Source organism: Desulfarculus baarsii DSM 2075, assembly GCF_000143965.1.
Classification (GTDB): domain Bacteria; phylum Desulfobacterota; class Desulfarculia; order Desulfarculales; family Desulfarculaceae; genus Desulfarculus; species Desulfarculus baarsii.
In genome coordinates this window covers 933129-951814 of the sequence record NC_014365.1, presented here as the reverse complement: position 1 = coordinate 951814, position 18686 = coordinate 933129, and the positions used below count along the sequence as shown (strand labels likewise).

15 protein-coding genes and 1 tRNA gene are annotated in these 18686 nt (G+C 67.9%); 5 read left to right on the top strand and 11 right to left on the bottom strand.

The genetic code is table 11. The annotated features are described in order from the left end of the window. Positions 1-2: 2 nt before the first annotated feature. Together DEBA_RS04210 and DEBA_RS18035 are read right to left on the bottom strand one after the other, a co-directional pair. Positions 3-3554 (bottom strand): translocation/assembly module TamB domain-containing protein, encoded by a 3552-nt coding sequence (locus DEBA_RS04210; RefSeq protein WP_013257665.1) that lies wholly within the window; start codon positions 3552-3554, stop codon positions 3-5. Then, the gene (locus DEBA_RS18035) at positions 3554-5422 is read right to left on the bottom strand and encodes an autotransporter assembly complex protein TamA (protein ID WP_043813701.1); all 1869 of its coding nucleotides are present in this window, start codon (positions 5420-5422) and stop codon (positions 3554-3556) included. The genes DEBA_RS04210 and DEBA_RS18035 overlap by 1 nt, the downstream gene beginning before the upstream one ends. 150 nt (positions 5423-5572) lie before the next feature. Between DEBA_RS18035 and ade the strand changes: the two genes are divergently transcribed. From ade to DEBA_RS04180, 5 genes are all read left to right on the top strand, one after another. After that, complete coding sequence (ade, locus tag DEBA_RS04200; protein ID WP_013257663.1) at positions 5573-7297, top strand: adenine deaminase; 1725 nt, start codon at positions 5573-5575, stop codon at positions 7295-7297. A 37-nt stretch (positions 7298-7334) separates the two neighbouring features. Continuing rightward, positions 7335-8690, top strand: a complete 1356-nt coding sequence (locus DEBA_RS04195) for a YihY/virulence factor BrkB family protein (RefSeq protein ID WP_013257662.1) — start codon at positions 7335-7337, stop codon at positions 8688-8690. Beyond that, positions 8687-9406 (top strand): class I SAM-dependent methyltransferase, encoded by a 720-nt coding sequence (locus DEBA_RS04190; RefSeq protein ID WP_013257661.1) that lies wholly within the window; start codon positions 8687-8689, stop codon positions 9404-9406. Before DEBA_RS04195 ends, DEBA_RS04190 begins: the two co-directional genes overlap by 4 nt. A 93-nt stretch (positions 9407-9499) precedes the next feature. Continuing rightward, positions 9500-9784, top strand: coding sequence for a nucleotidyltransferase family protein (locus DEBA_RS04185; protein ID WP_013257660.1), 285 nt, complete (start codon positions 9500-9502; stop codon positions 9782-9784). Positions 9785-9868: 84 nt separating this feature from the next. Then, positions 9869-10117 (top strand): HepT-like ribonuclease domain-containing protein, encoded by a 249-nt coding sequence (locus tag DEBA_RS04180; protein ID WP_245528524.1) that lies wholly within the window; start codon positions 9869-9871, stop codon positions 10115-10117. A 49-nt stretch (positions 10118-10166) separates the two neighbouring features. On the opposite strand, the gene DEBA_RS04175 is transcribed toward DEBA_RS04180, so the two are convergent. The 9 genes from DEBA_RS04175 to DEBA_RS04135 form a co-directional block, all read right to left on the bottom strand. Further along, complete coding sequence (locus DEBA_RS04175; RefSeq protein ID WP_013257659.1) at positions 10167-10544, bottom strand: MerR family transcriptional regulator; 378 nt, start codon at positions 10542-10544, stop codon at positions 10167-10169. A gap of 30 nt (positions 10545-10574) precedes the next feature. After that, positions 10575-12983 carry a phenylalanine--tRNA ligase subunit beta gene (pheT, locus tag DEBA_RS04170; RefSeq protein ID WP_013257658.1) on the bottom strand — a complete coding sequence of 803 codons (2409 nt, stop codon included), beginning with the start codon at positions 12981-12983 and terminating at the stop codon, positions 10575-10577. Positions 12984-12995: 12 nt separating this feature from the next. Then, positions 12996-14003, bottom strand: coding sequence for a phenylalanine--tRNA ligase subunit alpha (gene pheS, locus DEBA_RS04165; RefSeq protein ID WP_013257657.1), 1008 nt, complete (start codon positions 14001-14003; stop codon positions 12996-12998). A 23-nt stretch (positions 14004-14026) separates the two neighbouring features. After that, entirely contained in the window at positions 14027-14377 is a 351-nt protein-coding gene (gene rplT, locus DEBA_RS04160; RefSeq protein WP_013257656.1) for a 50S ribosomal protein L20, read from the bottom strand. 27 nt (positions 14378-14404) lie between these two features. Next, the gene (gene rpmI / locus DEBA_RS04155; RefSeq protein ID WP_013257655.1) at positions 14405-14602 is read right to left on the bottom strand and encodes a 50S ribosomal protein L35; all 198 of its coding nucleotides are present in this window, start codon (positions 14600-14602) and stop codon (positions 14405-14407) included. Between the two features lie 62 nt (positions 14603-14664). After that, positions 14665-15177, bottom strand: coding sequence for a translation initiation factor IF-3 (infC, locus tag DEBA_RS04150; protein WP_013257654.1), 513 nt, complete (start codon positions 15175-15177; stop codon positions 14665-14667). 68 nt (positions 15178-15245) lie between these two features. Next, entirely contained in the window at positions 15246-17129 is a 1884-nt protein-coding gene (gene thrS, locus DEBA_RS04145) for a threonine--tRNA ligase (protein WP_013257653.1), read from the bottom strand. A gap of 222 nt (positions 17130-17351) precedes the next feature. Beyond that, positions 17352-17426: transfer RNA gene (locus tag DEBA_RS04140), tRNA-Val, on the bottom strand. 85 nt (positions 17427-17511) lie between these two features. After that, positions 17512-18660, bottom strand: coding sequence for a flagellar assembly protein T N-terminal domain-containing protein (locus DEBA_RS04135; protein ID WP_148227773.1), 1149 nt, complete (start codon positions 18658-18660; stop codon positions 17512-17514). Positions 18661-18686: the final 26 nt, after the last annotated feature.

Genomic DNA, 18686 nt, shown 5'->3' with positions numbered 1-18686 from the left:
CCTCAGTCGCCCCACTGCCAGTTGGTGAGCACGTCCACGCCGGTGTCGCGGGTGGTGCCCACTTGGCTTTCCACCGAGAAATGCGGGCTGAAACGATATTCCACGCCCACGTTTTGGCCGCCGTCCTCGCCCAGGTTCTTGCGATAGCGCAGGTACAAGTCCTCGCCGATGAACTTGCCGGCCTCCAGCGAGGAGCCGAACTGGCGGCTGTCGTGGACGGTGACGACGTCGGGGGCCAGTTCCGGGCCCAGGAAACGCCTGAGTTCCTGGCTGCCCCGGAGGCCCAGCAGGGCCAGGGCCTGGGCCGAGAGGTATTCCTGCTGCGCGCCGCTGAGTTCCCGCGAGGGCCGGCCAAAGACGATGGTGCTGAGCAGGTCGGCCTGGTTCAGCGGCGGCTGGGAGCTGAGGTGCACGCTGGGCTCGCTGACCGCGCCCATGATGTTGGCGAACACGGCGATGGAGCCCATGTTCAGGCTGGCCTGGATGTCCAGGTTGGGGTCCAGGCTGGTCTTGCCGCCGAAGGCGATCTTGCCCCGGTCGATGCTGATGCGCCGGCCAAAAACGACCAGCAGACCGTTTTCGATGGTGACGGTTTCGGAATAAACGATGTGGCCACCCGGGGCTTTGGTCAGGCGCAGGCCGCCCACGGCGCTCAGCCAGCCTTCCTCCATCTCCACGCGCAGCCGTTCCGACAGGTCAACCAGCACGTCCATGCTCCAGCCGGCCAGCAGGCCGCCGGGCCGCCAGATGGTCTGGTCCCGGCCGATGGGCGGCGGTTCCTGGCCCGGCCGCAGCACGACTATCTCGCTCATGCCCGCCGGCGGCAGCATCTTGTAGCGCACCAAGGCCCGGCGCGGGCTGATCTTGCCTTGCAAGGCGGCCGCTGCCCAGGGCCCGGCCAAACCGACGTCCACGTCGGTGCTCACCCAGCCCAGATCGCCCAAGCCAACGACCACGCCCCGGCCGGCCAGGCGCAGATCCCAGCGGCCGTCCTCCCGGCCCAGGGGCAGACTCACCCGGCCGCGCAGGGTCAACGGCGGCGCGCCGGGGTCGGTCCTGGCGCTGACTTCCTCGACCACCAGCTCGTGGTCATCCAGACTTAGCCGGGCGCGCAGGCCCTCGATGGCCTGGTCGCCGGCCAGGATCACCAGCCGGCCGTCGTCGATGGCCGCTCGGCCGTCCAGACGCGGGCGCTCCCACGGCCCGCGGCAGGTCAAATCCAGGTCGAGCCGCCCGCTCAATTCACCCACGCCGGGCAGATATGGCCCCAACAAGGCCAAATCCTGGTCGTCGGCCCACAGCCGGCAGTCCAGGCCCGGCGCGGTCGGCTCCACAACCGGCGGCCGCAGGCTGAGGGCCAGGCCCAGCCGGGCCGCCAGCGAAAGCGTCGGCCGGCCCTTGGCCCGCACCAATCCATCCAACTCCAGCCGGCCGGCCTCGTAGCCGCCCGCGAACTCCAGGTCCAGCTCGGGCGCGGCCGGGCCGGCGGCCTCGTCCAATAGGCCCTCGAAGCGCAGCGTCGGCGCGGCCAGCGTGCCGCCCAGCGCGGCGTCCAGGCGCAGTTGGCCCACGGCCAAGGCCCCGGGCAGCTCGGCGTCCAGGGTGGCCAGGCGCAGGTTCTCCACCGCCAGGTTGGCCGCCACCGGCCCGGCCGCGTCGATCATGCCCCAGACGGCGACCTTCTGCCCCTGGCTGACCAACTCCAGGCGCTCCAGCCAGAAGGCCCCGTCCTTTTGCCGCCAGCCGGCCGGCCGGCTCAACTCCCAGGGCCCGCCGCCCAGGGCCCAGAGACGAAGCTCCTCCAGCGCGCCGCTGGTCGGCAGCCAGCCGCCGCCGGCGTGGCTCAGGCGGCCCTGGGCCCGCAGATCTGGGCCTTGGGCGGCGAAATCCAGGCCGGCCGTGGCGACCTGGCGGTCGTAGTCCAGGTCGAGGCGGTCAAAAGACACCTCGCCGCTGCGAACGCCTTGGGCCTCCAGACGCAGACGGCCGGTGGGGGCCAGCAAGCCGCTGACATGGCCCTCCAGGCTGGCGCGCCGGGCCGCCACGTTGGGCAAAACCAGTTCATGGCCCTGGACCGTCAGCGCCAGGTCGGGGGCGCTCCAGGGGCCGTCGATGGCCACATCGGCCGTTAGCCGGCCGGCCAGCGGCGCGGGCGGGCTCCAGCCGGCTTGCGCGGCCAGCTCCGCGCCTCGAGCCAGGTCGTCGATGACCAACGTCAGCCTGGCCTGGGCGCCAGCCAATCCCACGCGGCCGTCAAGTTCGGCCCTGGCCCAGCCCAGTTCGGCCTTCAGCGCGCGCAGCTCAGGCTCTGGGGCCATCAGGCCCTGGGCGGTCAGGCTGGTCAGGCTCAGCCAGGGCCAGAGCGTGGTGTCTTTCAGCGTCAAACGCCAGGCCAGTTCCTGGCCCTCGGGCCCCAGGGCCAGATGACCGCTGAGCCTGGCCTGGCCCAGGTCGGCCGGCAACAGCCCGGCCAGCGGCGCCGGCGCGCGCAAATCTTTCACGCGCAGGTCGATCTCGCGCCAGAGGCCGGGCTGCTCCAGCCCCAGCGACAAGCGTCCCTCGGCCCGGCCCCACGGCGCTTGCAGGTCGATCTGGCGCAAGGCCAGCACGCCGGCCTCGTAGCTGAAAATCGTCCGCAGCCGGGCCTGTAGCGGCTGGTTGTCCAGCGCGACGTTCAGGCCGTCCAAACCGCCGTCCACCTTCAGCGCCAGGCCCTGGCCCAACGCCGGCGGCAACTTTTGCAGACCGGTCAGCCCGGCCGCCAACAGGTTGTCGAGGCGCAGGTCGCCTTCCAGCAGCAGCTTGTCGCCCCAATTCACCATGGCCCGGCCCTGGGCCGTGGCCTGACCGGCTCGCACCCGCAGATCCTCGGCCGTGACGCCGTCGCCGTCCAGCAGGGCCTGGGCGCTGACCTCCAGTTCCTGGCCCACGCCGTCCATGGCCGCCCGCGCCTTGGCGACGCTGGCGGCGATGCGCAGCCGGCCGGCGGCGCTCAGGCGCAGCGAGGCCTTCAGATCGATGGCCCGCGCCCAGCGCACCGGGCCCATCCACCCCCGGCCCTCCACCGCCGCGCCGCGCAGCTCGATGCGCGGGAACCAAAGCTCCACGACCGCCTCGTCCGCGCCGCCCGCGGCCCCGGCCGCCGGATCGTCATCCGGCCCGGCGGCGTAGTCGGCCAGGGCCATCACCACATCCAGGTCGACCCACAGGCCCTCGATCTTGACGCCATCGAGCTTGACGCGCTCGCCGCCCAGCAGGTCGAAAAGCGAATAGCGCACGCGCAGGTCGTCGGCCCTGGCCATCAACCGGCCGCCGTGCCAAAACTCCACGCCCCGACCGCGCAGGCCGAAAAGCTTGCTGCCCGAAAGCTTGGCCACGCTCACCCTGGCGTCCAGGGTCTGGGCCAGGGCCTGGTTGGCCTGGGCCAGCAGCCAGCCCTCCACCGCCGGATGCTGCAAGGCCGCGATCAGCCCGCCGATGGCCAGCGCCGCGAAAAGGGCCACGCCGGCGGCGATTTTCAGCAGCACCCCCATGCCTGGCAGTTTGCGCGTCATCAGAAGGCCTGCCCCACGCTGAAATAGAACTGGTTGTCGTCGATGGGCGCGTTGGGGTCGGGGTTTAGCTGATAGCCCCAGTCCACGCGCACCGGGCCCACCGGCGTGTTGTAACGCAGGCCCAGGCCGGCGGCATAGCGTAGAGCGCCCATGTCGGTGTCGATGGATTCATAGGCGTTGCCGGCGTCGAGGAAGATCACCCCGCCCAGTTCGCGCCACAGCGGAAAGCGCAGTTCGGCGTTGCCGACGATCATGGCCTCGCCGCCCAGGGGCTTGCCGGCCGAGTCCAGCGGGCCCAGACATTGGTAGGGGTAGCCGCGCACGCTGTCTGGCCCGCCGGGAAAAAACCGCCGGATCAGCGGGATGCGCTGGTCGTCCCCGTAGCCGATGGTGAAACCGGCCTTGGCCCGCAAGGCCACGTACCAGCCGCGCCAGCCCGGCAGGCCAAAGATCTGCGAGGCCTCGATCTGCGGCCGGACAAAGCTCAGTTCCGAGCCCAGGCCGTTGGTGGCCCACTCCACCTCCAGGGCGATCTGCGAGCCCCTGGTGGGGTTGAGCGGGGAGTCCCGGCTGTCGAAATTGACGCCAGCCTTGACCGAAGAAATCAAAAAAGTCTGATTTTCGAACGCCTTGTCGGGCACGGCCGCCTTGAGGTTGACCATCCGCGATTGTTCGTAGAGATAGCCGACCCAGGCCCTGGCGTATTTGTCCAGATGGGTCTCCAGCACCGGCATGGCAAAATGATTGCGGCTTTCGTAGGCCTGGTTGTCGGGCTGCTCCACGCCCACGCGCACCAGCGTTTCGGTGCGTTCCAGGGGCGTCTGGGGCAGACGCACGGCCGCCACCAGGCCCTGGTATATCTCGCTGATCTTGCCGCGAAAGCTGATCTCTTCGTTGAGCCCCAGAATGTTGCGGTTGGTCTGGTCCAGGCGCAGGCGCGCGCCCTCCTCGGTGCCCCAACCCAGGCCCAGTTGCACGCCGTGGGCCGGTCGTTCGTCCACGACGACCTGGATGGGCAGGCGCTTGCCCTGAATCGGGGCCAGGTAATCCGGGCTGAGGACGGCCGAATCAAAAAAACCGCTGTTCAAAAGCTCCTGTTGGCTGGCCTCCAGGACGCTGGCCTTGAAGGGCTGGCCGGGGGTGAACTTCAGCCGCGAGAGGATGTAGCGCTCGCTCATGCGCTTGTTGCCCACCACCACCGGCGGGCCGAAAAAGTATTGGGCCCCGGGGTCGATTTCCAGCGCCACCTCGGCCCGCAGCTCCTCGGGGTAGATGCGCGCCTGACCCCGCACCTTGGCCTTGGGGTGGGCCCGTTCGGCCAAGTAGGCCTTGATGGCCCCCTTGGCTTTTTCGTAGGCGGCCAGGGAAAAGCGCTCGCCGGCTTTCAGGCCGCTGACCCTGACCAAGCGCCGCGACCAACGCCGCTGGGCCGGCTCGTCGGGCAAGGTCAGCAGAATCTTGTCGATCAAAACGGGAGAGTTCTCGTGGACGTCGTAGATCAGCCGCGTGACGCCGGGCAAGGCCCCCGGCTCCAGACGCGCCTTGACCTGGACGTTGAAATAGCCATGGGCCTCGTAGGCCCGCTGAATGCGCCTGATGTCGCGCTGGGCCATCAACGGGTCGTAACGCTTGGCTTTTTCCGCGCCAGGCTCCACGCGCGGCGCGGCCTCCAACATGCCTAGCAACGTGTCCTTGGGCGCGTTGTCCACGCCGGTCAGGTCCACCGCCGTGATCAGCGGCGGGCCGCCCTGGTCGTCGCGCGCGCCCACGGCCGTTTCCAGGGCCTGGCCAATGGCGCGCGGGGCCTCCAGGGCCTTCCCCACCAGGCCCGGCCGCTCCAGGGCTTGGCCGGGGCCCGGCCAACACAAAGCGCTTATTGCGCAAATGATCATTATTCTGTAAAAAAGCTTGATCATGGCATTGCATGATATTGTATCACGCCCCTGGCCACAACCGCCCCGGGCGGCCAAAGGATTTTTCGTCACGCACGGCCGGCCCCGCCGCCGGGAGAAACCACTATGAGCGACTGGCAAGGGCGCATGGCCCATCTGCTCGAGGCCGCCAGGGGCGACCGGCCGGCCCAGCTACTGCTGGAAAACTGCCGCCTGGTCAACGTCTTCAGCGGCCAGGTGGAGCAAACCGCCGTGGCCGTCGACGACGGCGTGGTGGTCGGCCTGGGCGAGGGCTACGAGGGCATCGAGCGCATCGACCTGGACGGGGCCTACCTGTCGCCGGGCTTCATCGACGGCCATTTGCACGTCGAATCATCGTTCCTCAGCCCGGCCCAATTCGCCCGCGCCGTCTGCCCGCTGGGCACCTCGGCCGTGGTGGCCGACCCCCACGAGATCGCCAACGTCATGGGCGTCGAGGGCTTTTCGGCCATGATCGACGCCTCCGAGGATCTGCCGGTCACGTTTTTCTTCAACGCTTCCTCGTGCGTGCCGGCCAGCCCCCTGCAAGACTCGGGGGCCGTGCTGGGCGCGGCCGAGATGTCGTTGCTGGCCCGCCACCCCCGGGTGCTGGGCATGGCCGAGTTGATGAACTTTCCCGGCACGGTGGCCGGCTTTCCCGATATCCTGGCCAAGCTGGAGGCCTTTCGCGGCCGGCCCATCGACGGCCACGCGCCGCTGCTGGGCGGCAAGGGCCTCAACGCCTACCTGCTGGCCGGGGCCGACTCCGACCACGAGTGCACATCCCTGGCCGAGGCCGAGGAAAAGCTGGCCAAGGGCATGTGGATCATGATCCGCCAGGGCACCCACGCCCACAACATGCTCGACCTCCTGCCCCTGGTCACGCCCCGGACCGAGCGCCGCTGCCTGCTCGTCTGCGACGACCGCCAGGCCGACACCATCGCCCAGCGCGGCCACCTGGACGACCTTTTGCGCCTGGCCGTGGACAACGGCCTGGACGCGCCCACGGCCATCAGGCTGGTCAGCCTCAACCCGGCGCGGCGCTTTGGCCTGAGCCGGCGCGGGGCCATCGCCCCCGGCTACGTGGCCGATATGGTGGCCCTGCAGGATCTGCGCGATTTTCAGGTGACCAAGGTCTGGCGCGCCGGCAAACTGGTGGCCGAAAACGGTCGCTGCCTGCACCCCTGCCAGACGCCCTTCAGCGACGCCGCCCGCCAGACCATGCGCCTGCCCGCGCTGAACGAAGACCTGCTGCGCGCCCCGGCCGGCGGCAAGCGGGCCAGGGCGATGGCCCTGATCGCCAACCAGATCCTCACCGACGAAAACGTCGTGGCCACGCCCCAGCGCGACGGCCAGTTGGTGGCCGACCCCGAGCGCGACCTGGCCCTGCTTTTCATCATCGAGCGCCACAAGGCCAGCGGCCGCCGGGGCGTGGGCCTGATGCGCGGCCTGGGGATCATCGACGGCGCGCTGGCCAGCAGCGTGGCCCACGACAGCCACAACCTGGTGCTGGTTGGCGCCGACAGGCCCTCCATGCTGGCGGCGGCCCGCGCCGTGGCCGCCATGGGCGGCGGCCTGGCCGTGGCCAAGGGCGGCCGCGTGTTGGCCACGTTGGCCCTGCCCCTGGCCGGGCTGATGAGCGATGCGCCCTACGAGGACGTGGCCGCCGAAATCAGCGAACTCAACATGGCCGCGGCCCAGGTTTGTCGCTTCCGCGACCCGTTCATGGCCCTGTCCTTCGCCGCCCTGGAGGTCATCCCCCACTTGAAGCTCACCGACCAGGGCCTGGTTGACGTGGACGCCTTCGGCCACGTAAGCTTGTACGTGGATTGAGCCCTTCACACGCAAAACCACGGAGGACCGTGGCCCCATGACCCAAGACCTGGACTGGCTCGATAAACTCGACCGCCTCGCCCTGGGCTGGCTCTGGCGGCCCGATCGCCCCGCCGGCGGCCCGGGCCGGGCGGCGCTGTTGGCCCTCCAGGTGGCCTATCTGTCGGTGCGCAACTTTTTCGGCCGCCGCCTGGCCTTCCAGGCCAGCGCCTTGACCTTCATTACCCTGCTGGGCCTGGTGCCGGCCCTGGCCATCAGCTTTTCGCTGGCCAAGGGCCTGGGCTTTGCCGACGCCATGCGCGCGGCGCTGTTCAACGAGTTCACCGCCAGCCAGCACCAGGTGATGGAATACATCCTGCAATACGTCGAGCGCACCAACATGGGCGCCCTGGGCGTGATGGGCCTGGCCGCGCTGATCGTCTCGCTGGTGCTGGCCCTTTCCAACGCCGAGGACGCCTTCAACCGCATCTGGGAGGTCAAGGAGACCCGCTCGCTGTTCCGCAAGTTCACCGACTACCTCTCGGTGCTGATCATCTGCCCGCTTTTGATCGTGGCCGGCACGGGCATCTGGGCCGGCATGGCCGCCCACGGTTTCGTCCAGTGGCTGATGGGCCAGGCCCTCATCGGCGAGGTGGCGGCCATGGGCCTGCAACTGGGCCCGGTGCTGATGCTGGCCGTGGCCTTCGTGTTCATGTACATGTTTTTGCCCAACACCAGGGTGCCTTTCGTCTCGGCGGTCATCGCCGGGGTGGTCACGGCCGGGCTGTGGTGGGGCGTGCAACACGCCTATCTGCAGTTTCAGATCGGCGTGGCCCGCTACAACGCCATATACGGCGGTTTCGCCACGTTGCCGCTGTTTTTGGTCTGGTTGCAGGTGAGCTGGACGGTGGTGCTCTACGGCGCGGAGCTGGCCCACGCCGACTACCTCTGCCGCAACGACATGCTGCCCCGGGCCCTGCTGCCGCCGCTGTCGCCGGCCAGACGCCAGACCCTGGGCCTGGATCTGATGATGATCGTGGCCCATCGTTTTCATCAGGGCCTGAAGCCCCTGCCCCTTGTCCGCCTGGCCGCCCTGCTGGGCGTGGCCCCGGACCAGGCCGCCGCCGCCGCCCAGCGCCTGAGCCAGGCCGGGCTGATCGCCCCGCCCGATCAGGACGGCTTGGTCATGCCGCTGCGTGACCTGAGCAACATCAGCGCCTTGGAGTTGGTCCAGGCCGTGGGCGCGGGCCCGCGCCAGGGGGCGTCGGCCTGCCTGAACGACCAAGCCATGGCCCGGCTGCTGGGCCAGATGGAAAACACCCAGGCCGAGGCCCTGGGGCGCGTCAGCCTGCTGGAGCTGGTGCGGCGGAACCAAACACCCCTCACCGACACGGACGCCACAAAAACATCATGACAAACGAACACAACGCCGCTCCCGGCTCGGCCGGGGCCAGGCAGAGGATAGAACAGCGTTTTGATTTGGTCTGGAACCCGGTGAGCATCGGCGAGGTCAGCCTGATCCTGCCCGAACACCGCGACCCGCTGGCCTACATCAACCAACGACTGGCCGCCGGCGGCGACGAAATCGACACCCTGCCCTTCTGGACCACCCTCTGGCCGGCGGCCATGGTCCTGGCCAGCATGGTGGCCAAGGCGCCGCCAACCGACGACGGTCCGATCCTGGAATTGGGGGCCGGCCTGGGCCTGCCGGGCCTGGTGGCCGCGGCCCTGGGCCGCCAGGCGCTGATCACCGACCTGGAGCCCGACGCCCTGGAGTTTGCCCAGGCGGCGGTTGAGGCCAACGGCCTGGAGGGCCGGGCGCGGGTGATGGCCCTGGACTGGGCCGCCCCGCCGGCCGATCTGGGCCGTTTTCGGACGATCTACGGCGCCGAGATCGTCTATCAGCCCAAGATTTATCCCATTCTGGTGGATTTCCTGGCCAGCGTAACCGCGCCCGACGGCGTGATCTTCCTCGGCCACGAGGCGCGACCCTTTGTGCCGGCCTTTTTCAATCTGGCCAAGGAGCGCTTTCGCATCAAGGGCACGCGCCGCCTCATCAACGGCGAGGCCGGTCCGGTGGAGGTGATCCTCTACGCCCTCAAGCCCCTTGACGCGGCCGGCAAGGTTTAGGACAACCAAAGGGGTAAGCCGTTGCAAGGCGGTCCGTTCAATGGCTAAAATTAAATAAGTATGTTTAAAGCCAAGTTTGGACAGGCCAAACCCATGGACGAACAGTTGCTGAGCAAACGGGCGGAGATTCTGGATATTGCCGCCCGGCATGGCGTTCGCAGCATCCGAGTTTTCGGATCCTTCGCCAGGGGACGGGCGTCAGCCCAAAGTGACGTGGATTTCCTGGTGGAGGCGGGCCAACGACGCTCTCCTTTTTTCCCCGGCGGCCTTATTGCCGATCTTGAAGAGCTGCTGGGCCGACAGGTGGATGTGGTGGAGCCAGAGGGGCTTCACTGGCTCATCAAGGACCGGATTATCGCGGAGGCGATCCCGCTTTGAAGGACACAAGGCTCTATATCCTGCACATCCAAGAGTGCATCCGAAGGGGTGGAGGCGTACACGGCCCCAGGAAAAGAGTTCTTTTTGTCGGACACCAAGACGCAAGACGCCGTCCTTCGCAATTTGCAGACGCTTGCCGAGTCCACCCAGCGGCTGCCAGAGGAGCTCAAAGCGAAATATCCAGATGTTCCCTGGCGAGCCATTAGCGGATTCCGCAATCTGTTGGCGCATGATTATCTGGGAGTGAACCAGTCGACCGTTTGGGATATTTGCCGACACGACCTGCCCGGTCTGGGAGCGGTCGTGGCGTCGATGCTCGCGAAAGCGGATTGACGCCGCCCAAAGCACGGCCAGCCCCGGCCACGCGAGCTTCATGCGAAGCCTAGGACAACAGTCTCAAGATGTCTTTGAGTTCAGCCAGCACCTGGCCGCGCACGTCGGCGGCGTCCTCGGCGGTTGGCTGGGCGGGTTGCTCCGGCGCGGGCGTGGCCTGGGTCTGGCGTTCGGCGGCGGCCAGTTCGTCGAGGCGCTGGCGCGCGCCGGCGATGGTGTAGCGTTGATCGTGCAGGAGGCCTTTGATGCAAAAGAGCGTGCCCAGGTCTTCGCGGCGGTAGAGCCGCTGCTTGCTGGCGGCGCGCACGGGCCTTAGCTGGGGAAACTCGCTCTCCCAGTAACGCAGCACGTGGGTCTCGATGCCCAGGATGCGGGCGATCTCGCCGATGCGATAATAGGGCTTGTCCGGGATGTCGCCCTTGGCCATAATCGCGCCCCTTCCCGGAAATAATATCGCCTAGGCGCGCAGGGCCGCCTTGAAGCGCTCCACGAGCCTGCCCACCATGGCCTCGAAATCGGGCACTATTTCTTCTTCGGTCAGCGTGCGGTCGTCGGCGCGGTAGGTCAGGCGCAGGCCCAGGGATTTTTGCCGCTTATCCAGAGGCTTGCCCTTGTAGACGTCGAACAGGCGCGCCTCGCGCAGCAGTTTGCCGCCCCAGGCCCTGGCCTCGGCCAACACCTCGCCCGCGGCCACCGCCTCGTCGACCACCAGGGCCACGTCGCGCATGACCTCGGGGAAGCGGGGCAGATGGCGGAATTGACCGCGCTCTGGAGTTAGTTGTACCAGCAAATCCACGTCCAGGTCCAGGTAGTAGACCGGTTTTTTGACTTCGAAGTCGGCGGCGACCTGGGCCGCGACCAGGCCGATCTCGCCCAGCCGCCGTTGGCCCACCAACACCGCCAGCCACTGGCCGGCCTCCAGATAGGGCGGCCGCGGGCCTTCCTGGGCCAAGCGCGGATCAGCCAGGCCCATGGCCTCGGCCAGGTATTCCACCGCGCCACGGATGTGGGCGAAGCTCACTTCGGCCTCGCCGGCGAACCACGAAACCGGCTGGGCCAGGCCGCAGAGCACCGCGCCAAGGCGCATGGACTCGTGGGGCTGGGGATTGTCGGGACGGGCGATGAAGGTCTTGCCCACCTCGAACAGGGCCACGTCGGCCACGCGGTGGCCCAGGTTGCGCCGCACGCAGCCCAGCAAGCCGGGCAGCAGGCTGGTGCGCAGGGCCGACTGATCCTCGGCCAGGGGGTTTTGCATGGCCACCGCGCCGCGCCGGGGATCGTCGGCGGCCAGGCGCAGTTTGTCGGGCCAATCGGGGTGGCCAAAGGAATAATTGATGGCCTCGTCGAAGCCCTGGGCGGTCATGAGATCGCGCAGGCGTTCACGGACGAGTTGCTCCCTGGCCCGCGGCTTGCCGCCGATGACGCCGCAGGGCGTGCTGACGGGGATTTTGTCGTAGCCGATGATCCGCGCCACTTCCTCGATCAGGTCCACCGGCCGCTCCAGGTCGGTGCGCGCCGCCGGCGGCCAGGCGGTCAGGCTGTCGTCGCCGACGGCCTCCACGCTCAGGCCCAGGGCCTCCAAAGGCCGCTTGATCGCCGCCACGTCCAGGGGCAGGCCCAGCAGGGCCGAGGTCCGCGCGGCGCTGACGGCGATGGCCGGGGCCTGATAAGGCCGGGGATAGGCGTCAACGCGGCCGGCGCAGACCCGCCCGCCGGACAGCATCGCCATGAGTTGGGCCGCCCGGTCGGCGGCCTTGGCGCAGCCTTCCAGATCGACGCCCCGCTCGAAACGGTAGGATGACTCGCTACCCATGCCCAGGGCCTTGGCCGTGCGACGGATGCCGCCGGGCTCGAAAAAGGCGCTCTCGATGAGCACGTCGCTGGTGTGGGCCTCGATCTCGCTGTTTTGCCCGCCCATCACGCCGGCCAGGGCCACGGGCTTTTCGGCGTCGCAGATCAGCAGCATGCCCTCTTGCAGCTTGCGCTGCTGGCCGTCGAGGGTGGTGAAGGGCTCGTCGGCAACGGCCCGGCGCACCACGATGCGCCCGCCGGCCAGGCGGGCGTGGTCAAAGGCGTGCAGGGGCTGGCCGCGCTCCATCATCACGTAGTTGGTCACGTCGACGAGGTTGTTGATGGGCCGCACGCCGCAGGCGGCCAGGCGGTCGCGCAGCCACAGCGGCGAGGGGCCCACGACCGCGCCACGCACCATGCGGGCCACGTAGCGGCGGCAGGCGTCGGGGGCCTGAATCTCCACGCTGGCCAGGGCGGCCACGGGCTGGTCGTCCTCCGGGGGCGCGCAGTCGATGTCGCGCACCGGCAGATTCAACAGCGCCCCGACCTCGCGGGCCACGCCCAGAACGCCCAAGGCGTCGCCACGGTTGGGCGTGATGGAGATCTCCATCACCGCCGTCTCCAGGCCCAAGGCCTCGGTCAGGGGCGCGCCCAAGGGGGTGGTCGGATCCAGGTTCAGCAGCCCGCCGTGGTCGTCACTCAGGCCCAGGTCGCGCTCGGAGCAGAGCATGCCCCGGCTCTCCACGCCGCGAATCCTGGCCCGCTTGATGGTCAGTTCGCCCAGCACCGCGCCCTCCAGGGCCAGCGGCACGATCTGCCCCGGGGCCACGCCCGGCGCGCCACAGACCACCACATGCTCGGCCCGGCCATCATCGACCGTTACCAGATGCAGGCGATCGGCGTTGGGATGGGGCTCGACACGCAGAACCTTGGCCGCCAGCACCAGTTCCAGGCCCTGATGCCGCCGTTGCAGCCCCTCGACCTCCAGGCCGGAAAGGCTAAGCAGATCGGCCAGATCCTGGTCGGCGACATTGTAGTCGACAAACTGGCGCAGCCACTTCAGTGGAACCAGCATAAGCAAACCCCTCTAGAACTGGCGCAGGAAGCGAAGATCGTTTTCGTAGAACATGCGCAGATCGTCGATGCCCAGGCGCAGCATGGCGATGCGCTCCACGCCCATGCCAAAGGCGAAGCCCGAGACCTCGTCCGGGTCGTAGCCGACGTTGCGGAAGACGTTGGGGTCGACCATGCCGCAGCCCATGATCTCCAGCCAGCCCGTGTGCGAACAGACCCGGCAGCCCTTGCCCCCGCAGACCACGCAGCCGATGTCGACCTCGGCGCTGGGCTCGGTGAAAGGGAAAAAGCTGGGCCGGAAGCGCACGGGCGCGTCGGCATCGAAGATCTGGTGCAAAAACTCGGTGAGCACGCCCTTCAGATGGGCCAGCGAGACGCCCTTGTCGACCAGCAGGCCCTCGACCTGGTGGAACATGGGCGTGTGGGTGGCGTCGGAGTCGCGGCGATAGGTCTTGCCCGGGGCCACCACGCGCACCGGCGGCGGGGTGGTCTCCATGACGTGGATCTGCACCGGGCTGGTGTGGGTGCGCAGCACCACGCCCCGGTCGACATAGAAGGTGTCTTGCATATCGCGGGCGGGGTGGTCGGGCGGCATGTTGAGCGCCTCGAAGCAGTACCAGTCGGTCTCGACCTCGGGGCTCTCGCGGACATCGAAGCCCATGCGGCCGAACACTTCGAGGATCAGGCGCTCGGTCTGGCTGACCGGGTGCAGCCGCCCCCGCCGCTGGCGCGCGCCGGGCAGGCTCAAGTCCAGCGCGCCGCCAGAGGCGGCCGCGCCCTGGCCCAGGCGGTCCTTGGCCTCATCGAGGGCGGCCTCGACCTGGGCCTTGACCTGGTTGACCAGGGCGCCGAACTGGGGCCGCAACTCGGGCGGCAGACCGCCGGTCTTGCGCAGGGCCTGGGTCAAGGAGCCCTTGCGCCCCATGAGCGAAGTGCGCAAGGCCTCCAGGGCGGCGGCGTCGGCGGCCTGGGCGATGGCCCGCACGGCCTCCGCGCCCAGGGCCTTGAGTTCGTCGAACATGTGGCTCCCCGTGGGGTTTTGGCTCAGGCGCTCTTGGCCAGGGCGGCCACCGCGGCGAAACCGGCCGGGTCGCTGACGGCCAGGTCGGCCAAAACCTTGCGGTCCAGCTCCACGTTGGCCTTGCCCAGGCCGTAGATGAAGCGCGAATAATTCAGGCCGTGCTCACGCACCGCCGCGTTGATGCGCACAATCCACAGACCGCGGAACTCGCGCTTGCGCACCTTGCGGTCGCGATAGGCGTAGACCAGCCCGCGATGGACGGTCTCTTTGGCGGTGCGGAACAGCTTGCGGCGGCCGCCCACGTTGCCCTTGGCCAACTTCATGATTTTGTTGCGGCGGCGGCGCGCCTTGAAGCCGCGTTTTGCTCTTGGCATGATCGTATCTCCAGATAGCCTTGGCGCTTAGAGGTTGGGCAGCAGTCTGCGCACGCCGGCCATGTTGCTGCGGTCGACCAGGTCGCTCTTGCGCAGGTTGCGCAGGCGCTTGGTGTTTTTCTTGGTCAGGATGTGGCTCTTGTTGGCCTTGCTGCGTTTGATCCGACCGCTGCCGGTGACGCGGAAGCGCTTGGCCGCGGCGCGGTTCGTCTTGATTTTAGGCATGATCGCTCCTCCTCCGGCGCGGCCGGGGGTTGGTGTCAAAAATCTCGAGATGGGCAAAGCCCCTATTTGGGCGCCAGGATCATGTGCATCAGCCGGCCCATGCGGCTGGGCGGCGCGTCGACGCTGGCCATTTCCTGGACGGTCTCGGCCACCCGGGCCAAGAGCCGCTCGCCGGCCTCGGCGTAGGCGATCTCGCGGCCCCGGAACTGCACCGTCACCTTGACCCGGTTGCGCTCCTCCAGGAAGCGCTGGACGTTGCGCATCTTGACCTGGAAGTCGTTCTCGTCGATCTTGGGGCGCATCTTGACTTCCTTGACCTGGGTCTGGGCCTGCTTCTTTTTCGCCTCTTGGAGCTTTTTCGCCTGCTCGTACTTGTACTTGCCGTAGTCCATGACCCGGCAGACCGGCGGTGCGGCGTTGGGCGCCACCTCCACCAGATCGAGCCCCGCCTCCTGGGCGATTTTGAGAGCCTGATCGGCGCTGACCACGCCTAGTTGCTCGCCGTCGGCCGAAATCAGCCTGACCTGCGGAGCCCGAACGCTCTCGTTGACCCTCACGCGCTGTTCCTTGGCTATGGCCTCATCCTCCAGCTATTATTCGATATTTCACTGCACGCCCCGGCCTCGTCGCCGGCGCGGACCAATCATTCCTCGGGCGGCGCGGCCCCCGGCCTGGCCTGCTCGGCAAACAGCGCCAACAGCCCGGCCAAATCCAGCGGCGGCAGATTCTTGCCGCTGCGCAGGCGCGGCGCCACCTGGCGCTCGTCCACCTCGCGGTCGCCGATGACCAGCATGTAGGGCACCTTCAGCAACTGGGCCTCGCGCACCTTGGCCCCCAGCTTTTCGTTGCGCAGGTCCATCTCCACCCGATAACCCGCGTTTTTCAGCGCGGCGAAGACCTCGCGGGCCCAATCGTCGGCCCGTTCGGTGACCGTCAGCACTCGCGCCTGCTCCGGGGCCAGCCAGAAGGGGAACCGGCCGGCGTAGTGCTCGATCAACACGCCGATGAAACGCTCCAGCGAGCCCAGAATCACCCGGTGGATCATCACCGGACGCTGCCGGCTGTCGTCGGGGGCGATGTAGGTCAGGTCGAAACGCTCGGGCAAGGTGAAGTCACACTGAATGGTGGCGCATTGCCACTGGCGGCCCAGGGCGTCCTTGAGCTTGAAGTCGATCTTGGGCCCATAAAACGCGCCGTCGCCCTCGTTGATCTCGTAGGGCCGGCCAGAGGCCTCCAGGGCCTTGCGTAGGGCGTTGGTGGCCCGCTCCCAGTCCTCGTCGCTGCCGATGGACTTGTCCGGCCGCGTGGAAAGCTCCATGCCGTAATCAAAGCCGAAGATGGCCATCACCTCGCCGACGAAGTCCATCACGCCCATGATCTCGCCTTCGAGCTGATCGGGCCGACAGAGGATATGGGCGTCGTCCTGGGTGAAGGCCCGCACACGGGTCAGCCCGCCCAAAACGCCGGACTTTTCGTGGCGATGCACCGTGCCCAGCTCGAACATGCGAATGGGCAGGTCGCGGTAGGAGTGCATCTTGCTTTTATAAATCAGCATGTGCGCGAGGCAGTTCATGGGCTTGACGCCGTAGGCCGTGCCGTCAACCTCCGTGAAGTACATGTTTTCACGGTAGTTGTCGTAGTGGCCCGAACGCTCCCACAGCTCGCGCTTGAGCAACTGCGGCCCCTGGACGATCTGGTAGCCGCGCCGCAGATGCTCGCGGCGCTCGAAATCCTCCAGCACCATCCGCAGCATCATTCCCCGATTGTGCCACACCACCATGCCCGGGCCGATCTCTTCGTGGAAGCTGAACAAATCCAGCTCCTTGCCCAGCTTGCGATGGTCGCGCTTCTTGGCCTCCTCGAGCATGTGCAGGTATTGCTTCAACTCGTTTTTGTCGAAAAACGCCGTGCCGTAGATGCGGCTGAGCATGGGCCGCTTTTCGTCGCCGCGCCAATAGGCCCCGGCCACGCTCAGCAGCTTGAAGGCCCCCACCCGGCCGGTGCTGGGGATGTGCGGCCCGCGGCACAGGTCGACGAACGAACCCTGGCCGTAGGTGCTGACAACCTGATCGTGCAGGTCGTCGATCAGCTCGACCTTGAACTGCTCGCCCTGGTCGGCGAAAAGCCGGCGGATTTCCTCGCGGGGGGCCTCGCAACGCACAAAGGGCGTGTTGGCCTTGATGATCTGGCGCATCTTGTCCTCGATGGCCGGCAGATCATCCATGGCAAAGGCCCGCTCATAGGCGAAATCGTAATAAAAACCGTTTTCGATGGCCGGGCCGATGCCCACCTTGACTCCGGGGAACAGCGCGCGTACGGCCTCGGCCATGATGTGCGCCGTGGAGTGACGCAGCAGATCCAGCGCAGCCGCCTCGCCGGGCAGGATCGGCCGCGCCTGGGCGTCGGCCGAAACCTCGGCCGACAGATCGACCAAACGACCGTCAACCTCCGCGGCCAAGGCCTGGCGCGCGGCCTTGGGGTCGGCCCGAGCGATCAGCTCCGCTACTGTTATCGTCTGTTCAGCCAAAATTCACCGGTCCAGCAAAAAAACAAACAACGCCCCGGTCAGCGCATGCCAGTGGCTGCGACCAACCTGGGGTGGCTCCAGCTATCTTAAGCCGCCGGAAGCCTCAACCGCAAGGGCATGGCCGCCAAGGCGGTGACATCGGGCCAGAGCCCCTGAAACAAAGCCACCCGACCCCGATCCGGGGACCGAGCGGCCAACCCATGATAATCACGCTTGATTTGTTGGTTGGCACGCTGGGATTTGAACCCAGGACCCCTACCGTGTCAGGGTAGTGCTCTCCCCCTGAGCTACGTGCCAAAGCGAACCAATTAGTACCAGCAGCCGGCGGCCGTGTCAAGGCCGTTGCCGGCCTGGCGTGGGCGGTTTGCGCTCTTTTTGTCACCTAATGGTTGGCCAGCAGCGCAAGGCGCAAGCGACCCGGCGCGACCTCCAGCACGTTGACCAAAAATCCGCCGTAATTCTGCACCAATATTTCGTCGGCCAGCCGCGAGGCGCTCACCCGCGCCTCGACGCGATAAACCGCCTTGCCGCCGCCCAACGACTGCCGCCGCAGGCTGTCGACCATCGATGTCAGCGATGAGACCACCTGCTCGAAACGCATCAACTGGCCCAGCGAACCCACGCCGCTCAGTTCGATCTCCAGCACGCCTTGATCCTGGGCCGACATCGGCCGGGCCACCACGACCTGGGCCACCAGGTCGCGCACGGCCTGGGCCAGGGCCGCGTCGTTCTGTTCAGCCCCTTCCACGCCCGGCGTCTGGCTGAACTTGGGCCCCGGCGCGCTCTGCTTGGCCAGCACCCGACCGCTGGCCGCCTCAATGGCCTGGACATCCAAAAGCGGCGTCTCGGCTTGGCCCGGCCGGCTGACCAGCGGATAGGTCCGCGCCGCGCCACGCAAAACTATGTCGGCCCCGGCCAGGCGGGCCAGTTGCAGGGCCTGCTCGTCGGTGATCTCCAGCGCCTTCAGCTCGGGCGGCAGACCCTGACGCAGGGGCGCGCAGTCGGCCAGCTCCAGGCCCATGGCCTTGAGGGTCTTGGCCACCACCCGCGGCGCGCAGTCGTCCTGGCCATAGCCCGACCACCAAAACACCGGCGGCCGGCCCGGCGCGTTTTCCTCGGCCACCAGCACCAGCACCCGGCCCAGGTTGCCCGTGGGCACGCGGATGCCGGCCAGGGCCAGGGCCTGCTCCAGGGCGCGGGCGTCCACGTTGGCCGAAACCAGCACCAGCATCTGGCCATCGCTGATGGAGCTGGCCTCCAGCGTGAAACTGCCGACGTATTGCTTGGCCTTGGCGAGCACTTTCTGGTCCAGAACCTGCAAGCCCGCGCGCAACGTGGCCGGGTCCAGCAGCTTGGCCGCGCTCTGGCCCACGGCCTGACGCAAGGCGTCCTCCACGGCCAGGTCGCGGGCCTTCAACTCGTTGCCCGCCACCGCCGCTCGGCCCATGGCCACCACCGGCCCTTCGGCCGCCCACGCCGCCGGGGTCGCCACCAGCAATATTATCAGCAAAATCCACGGCGTCAGTTTCATCGGCTCCGTCTCCCGGCCCTTGGCCG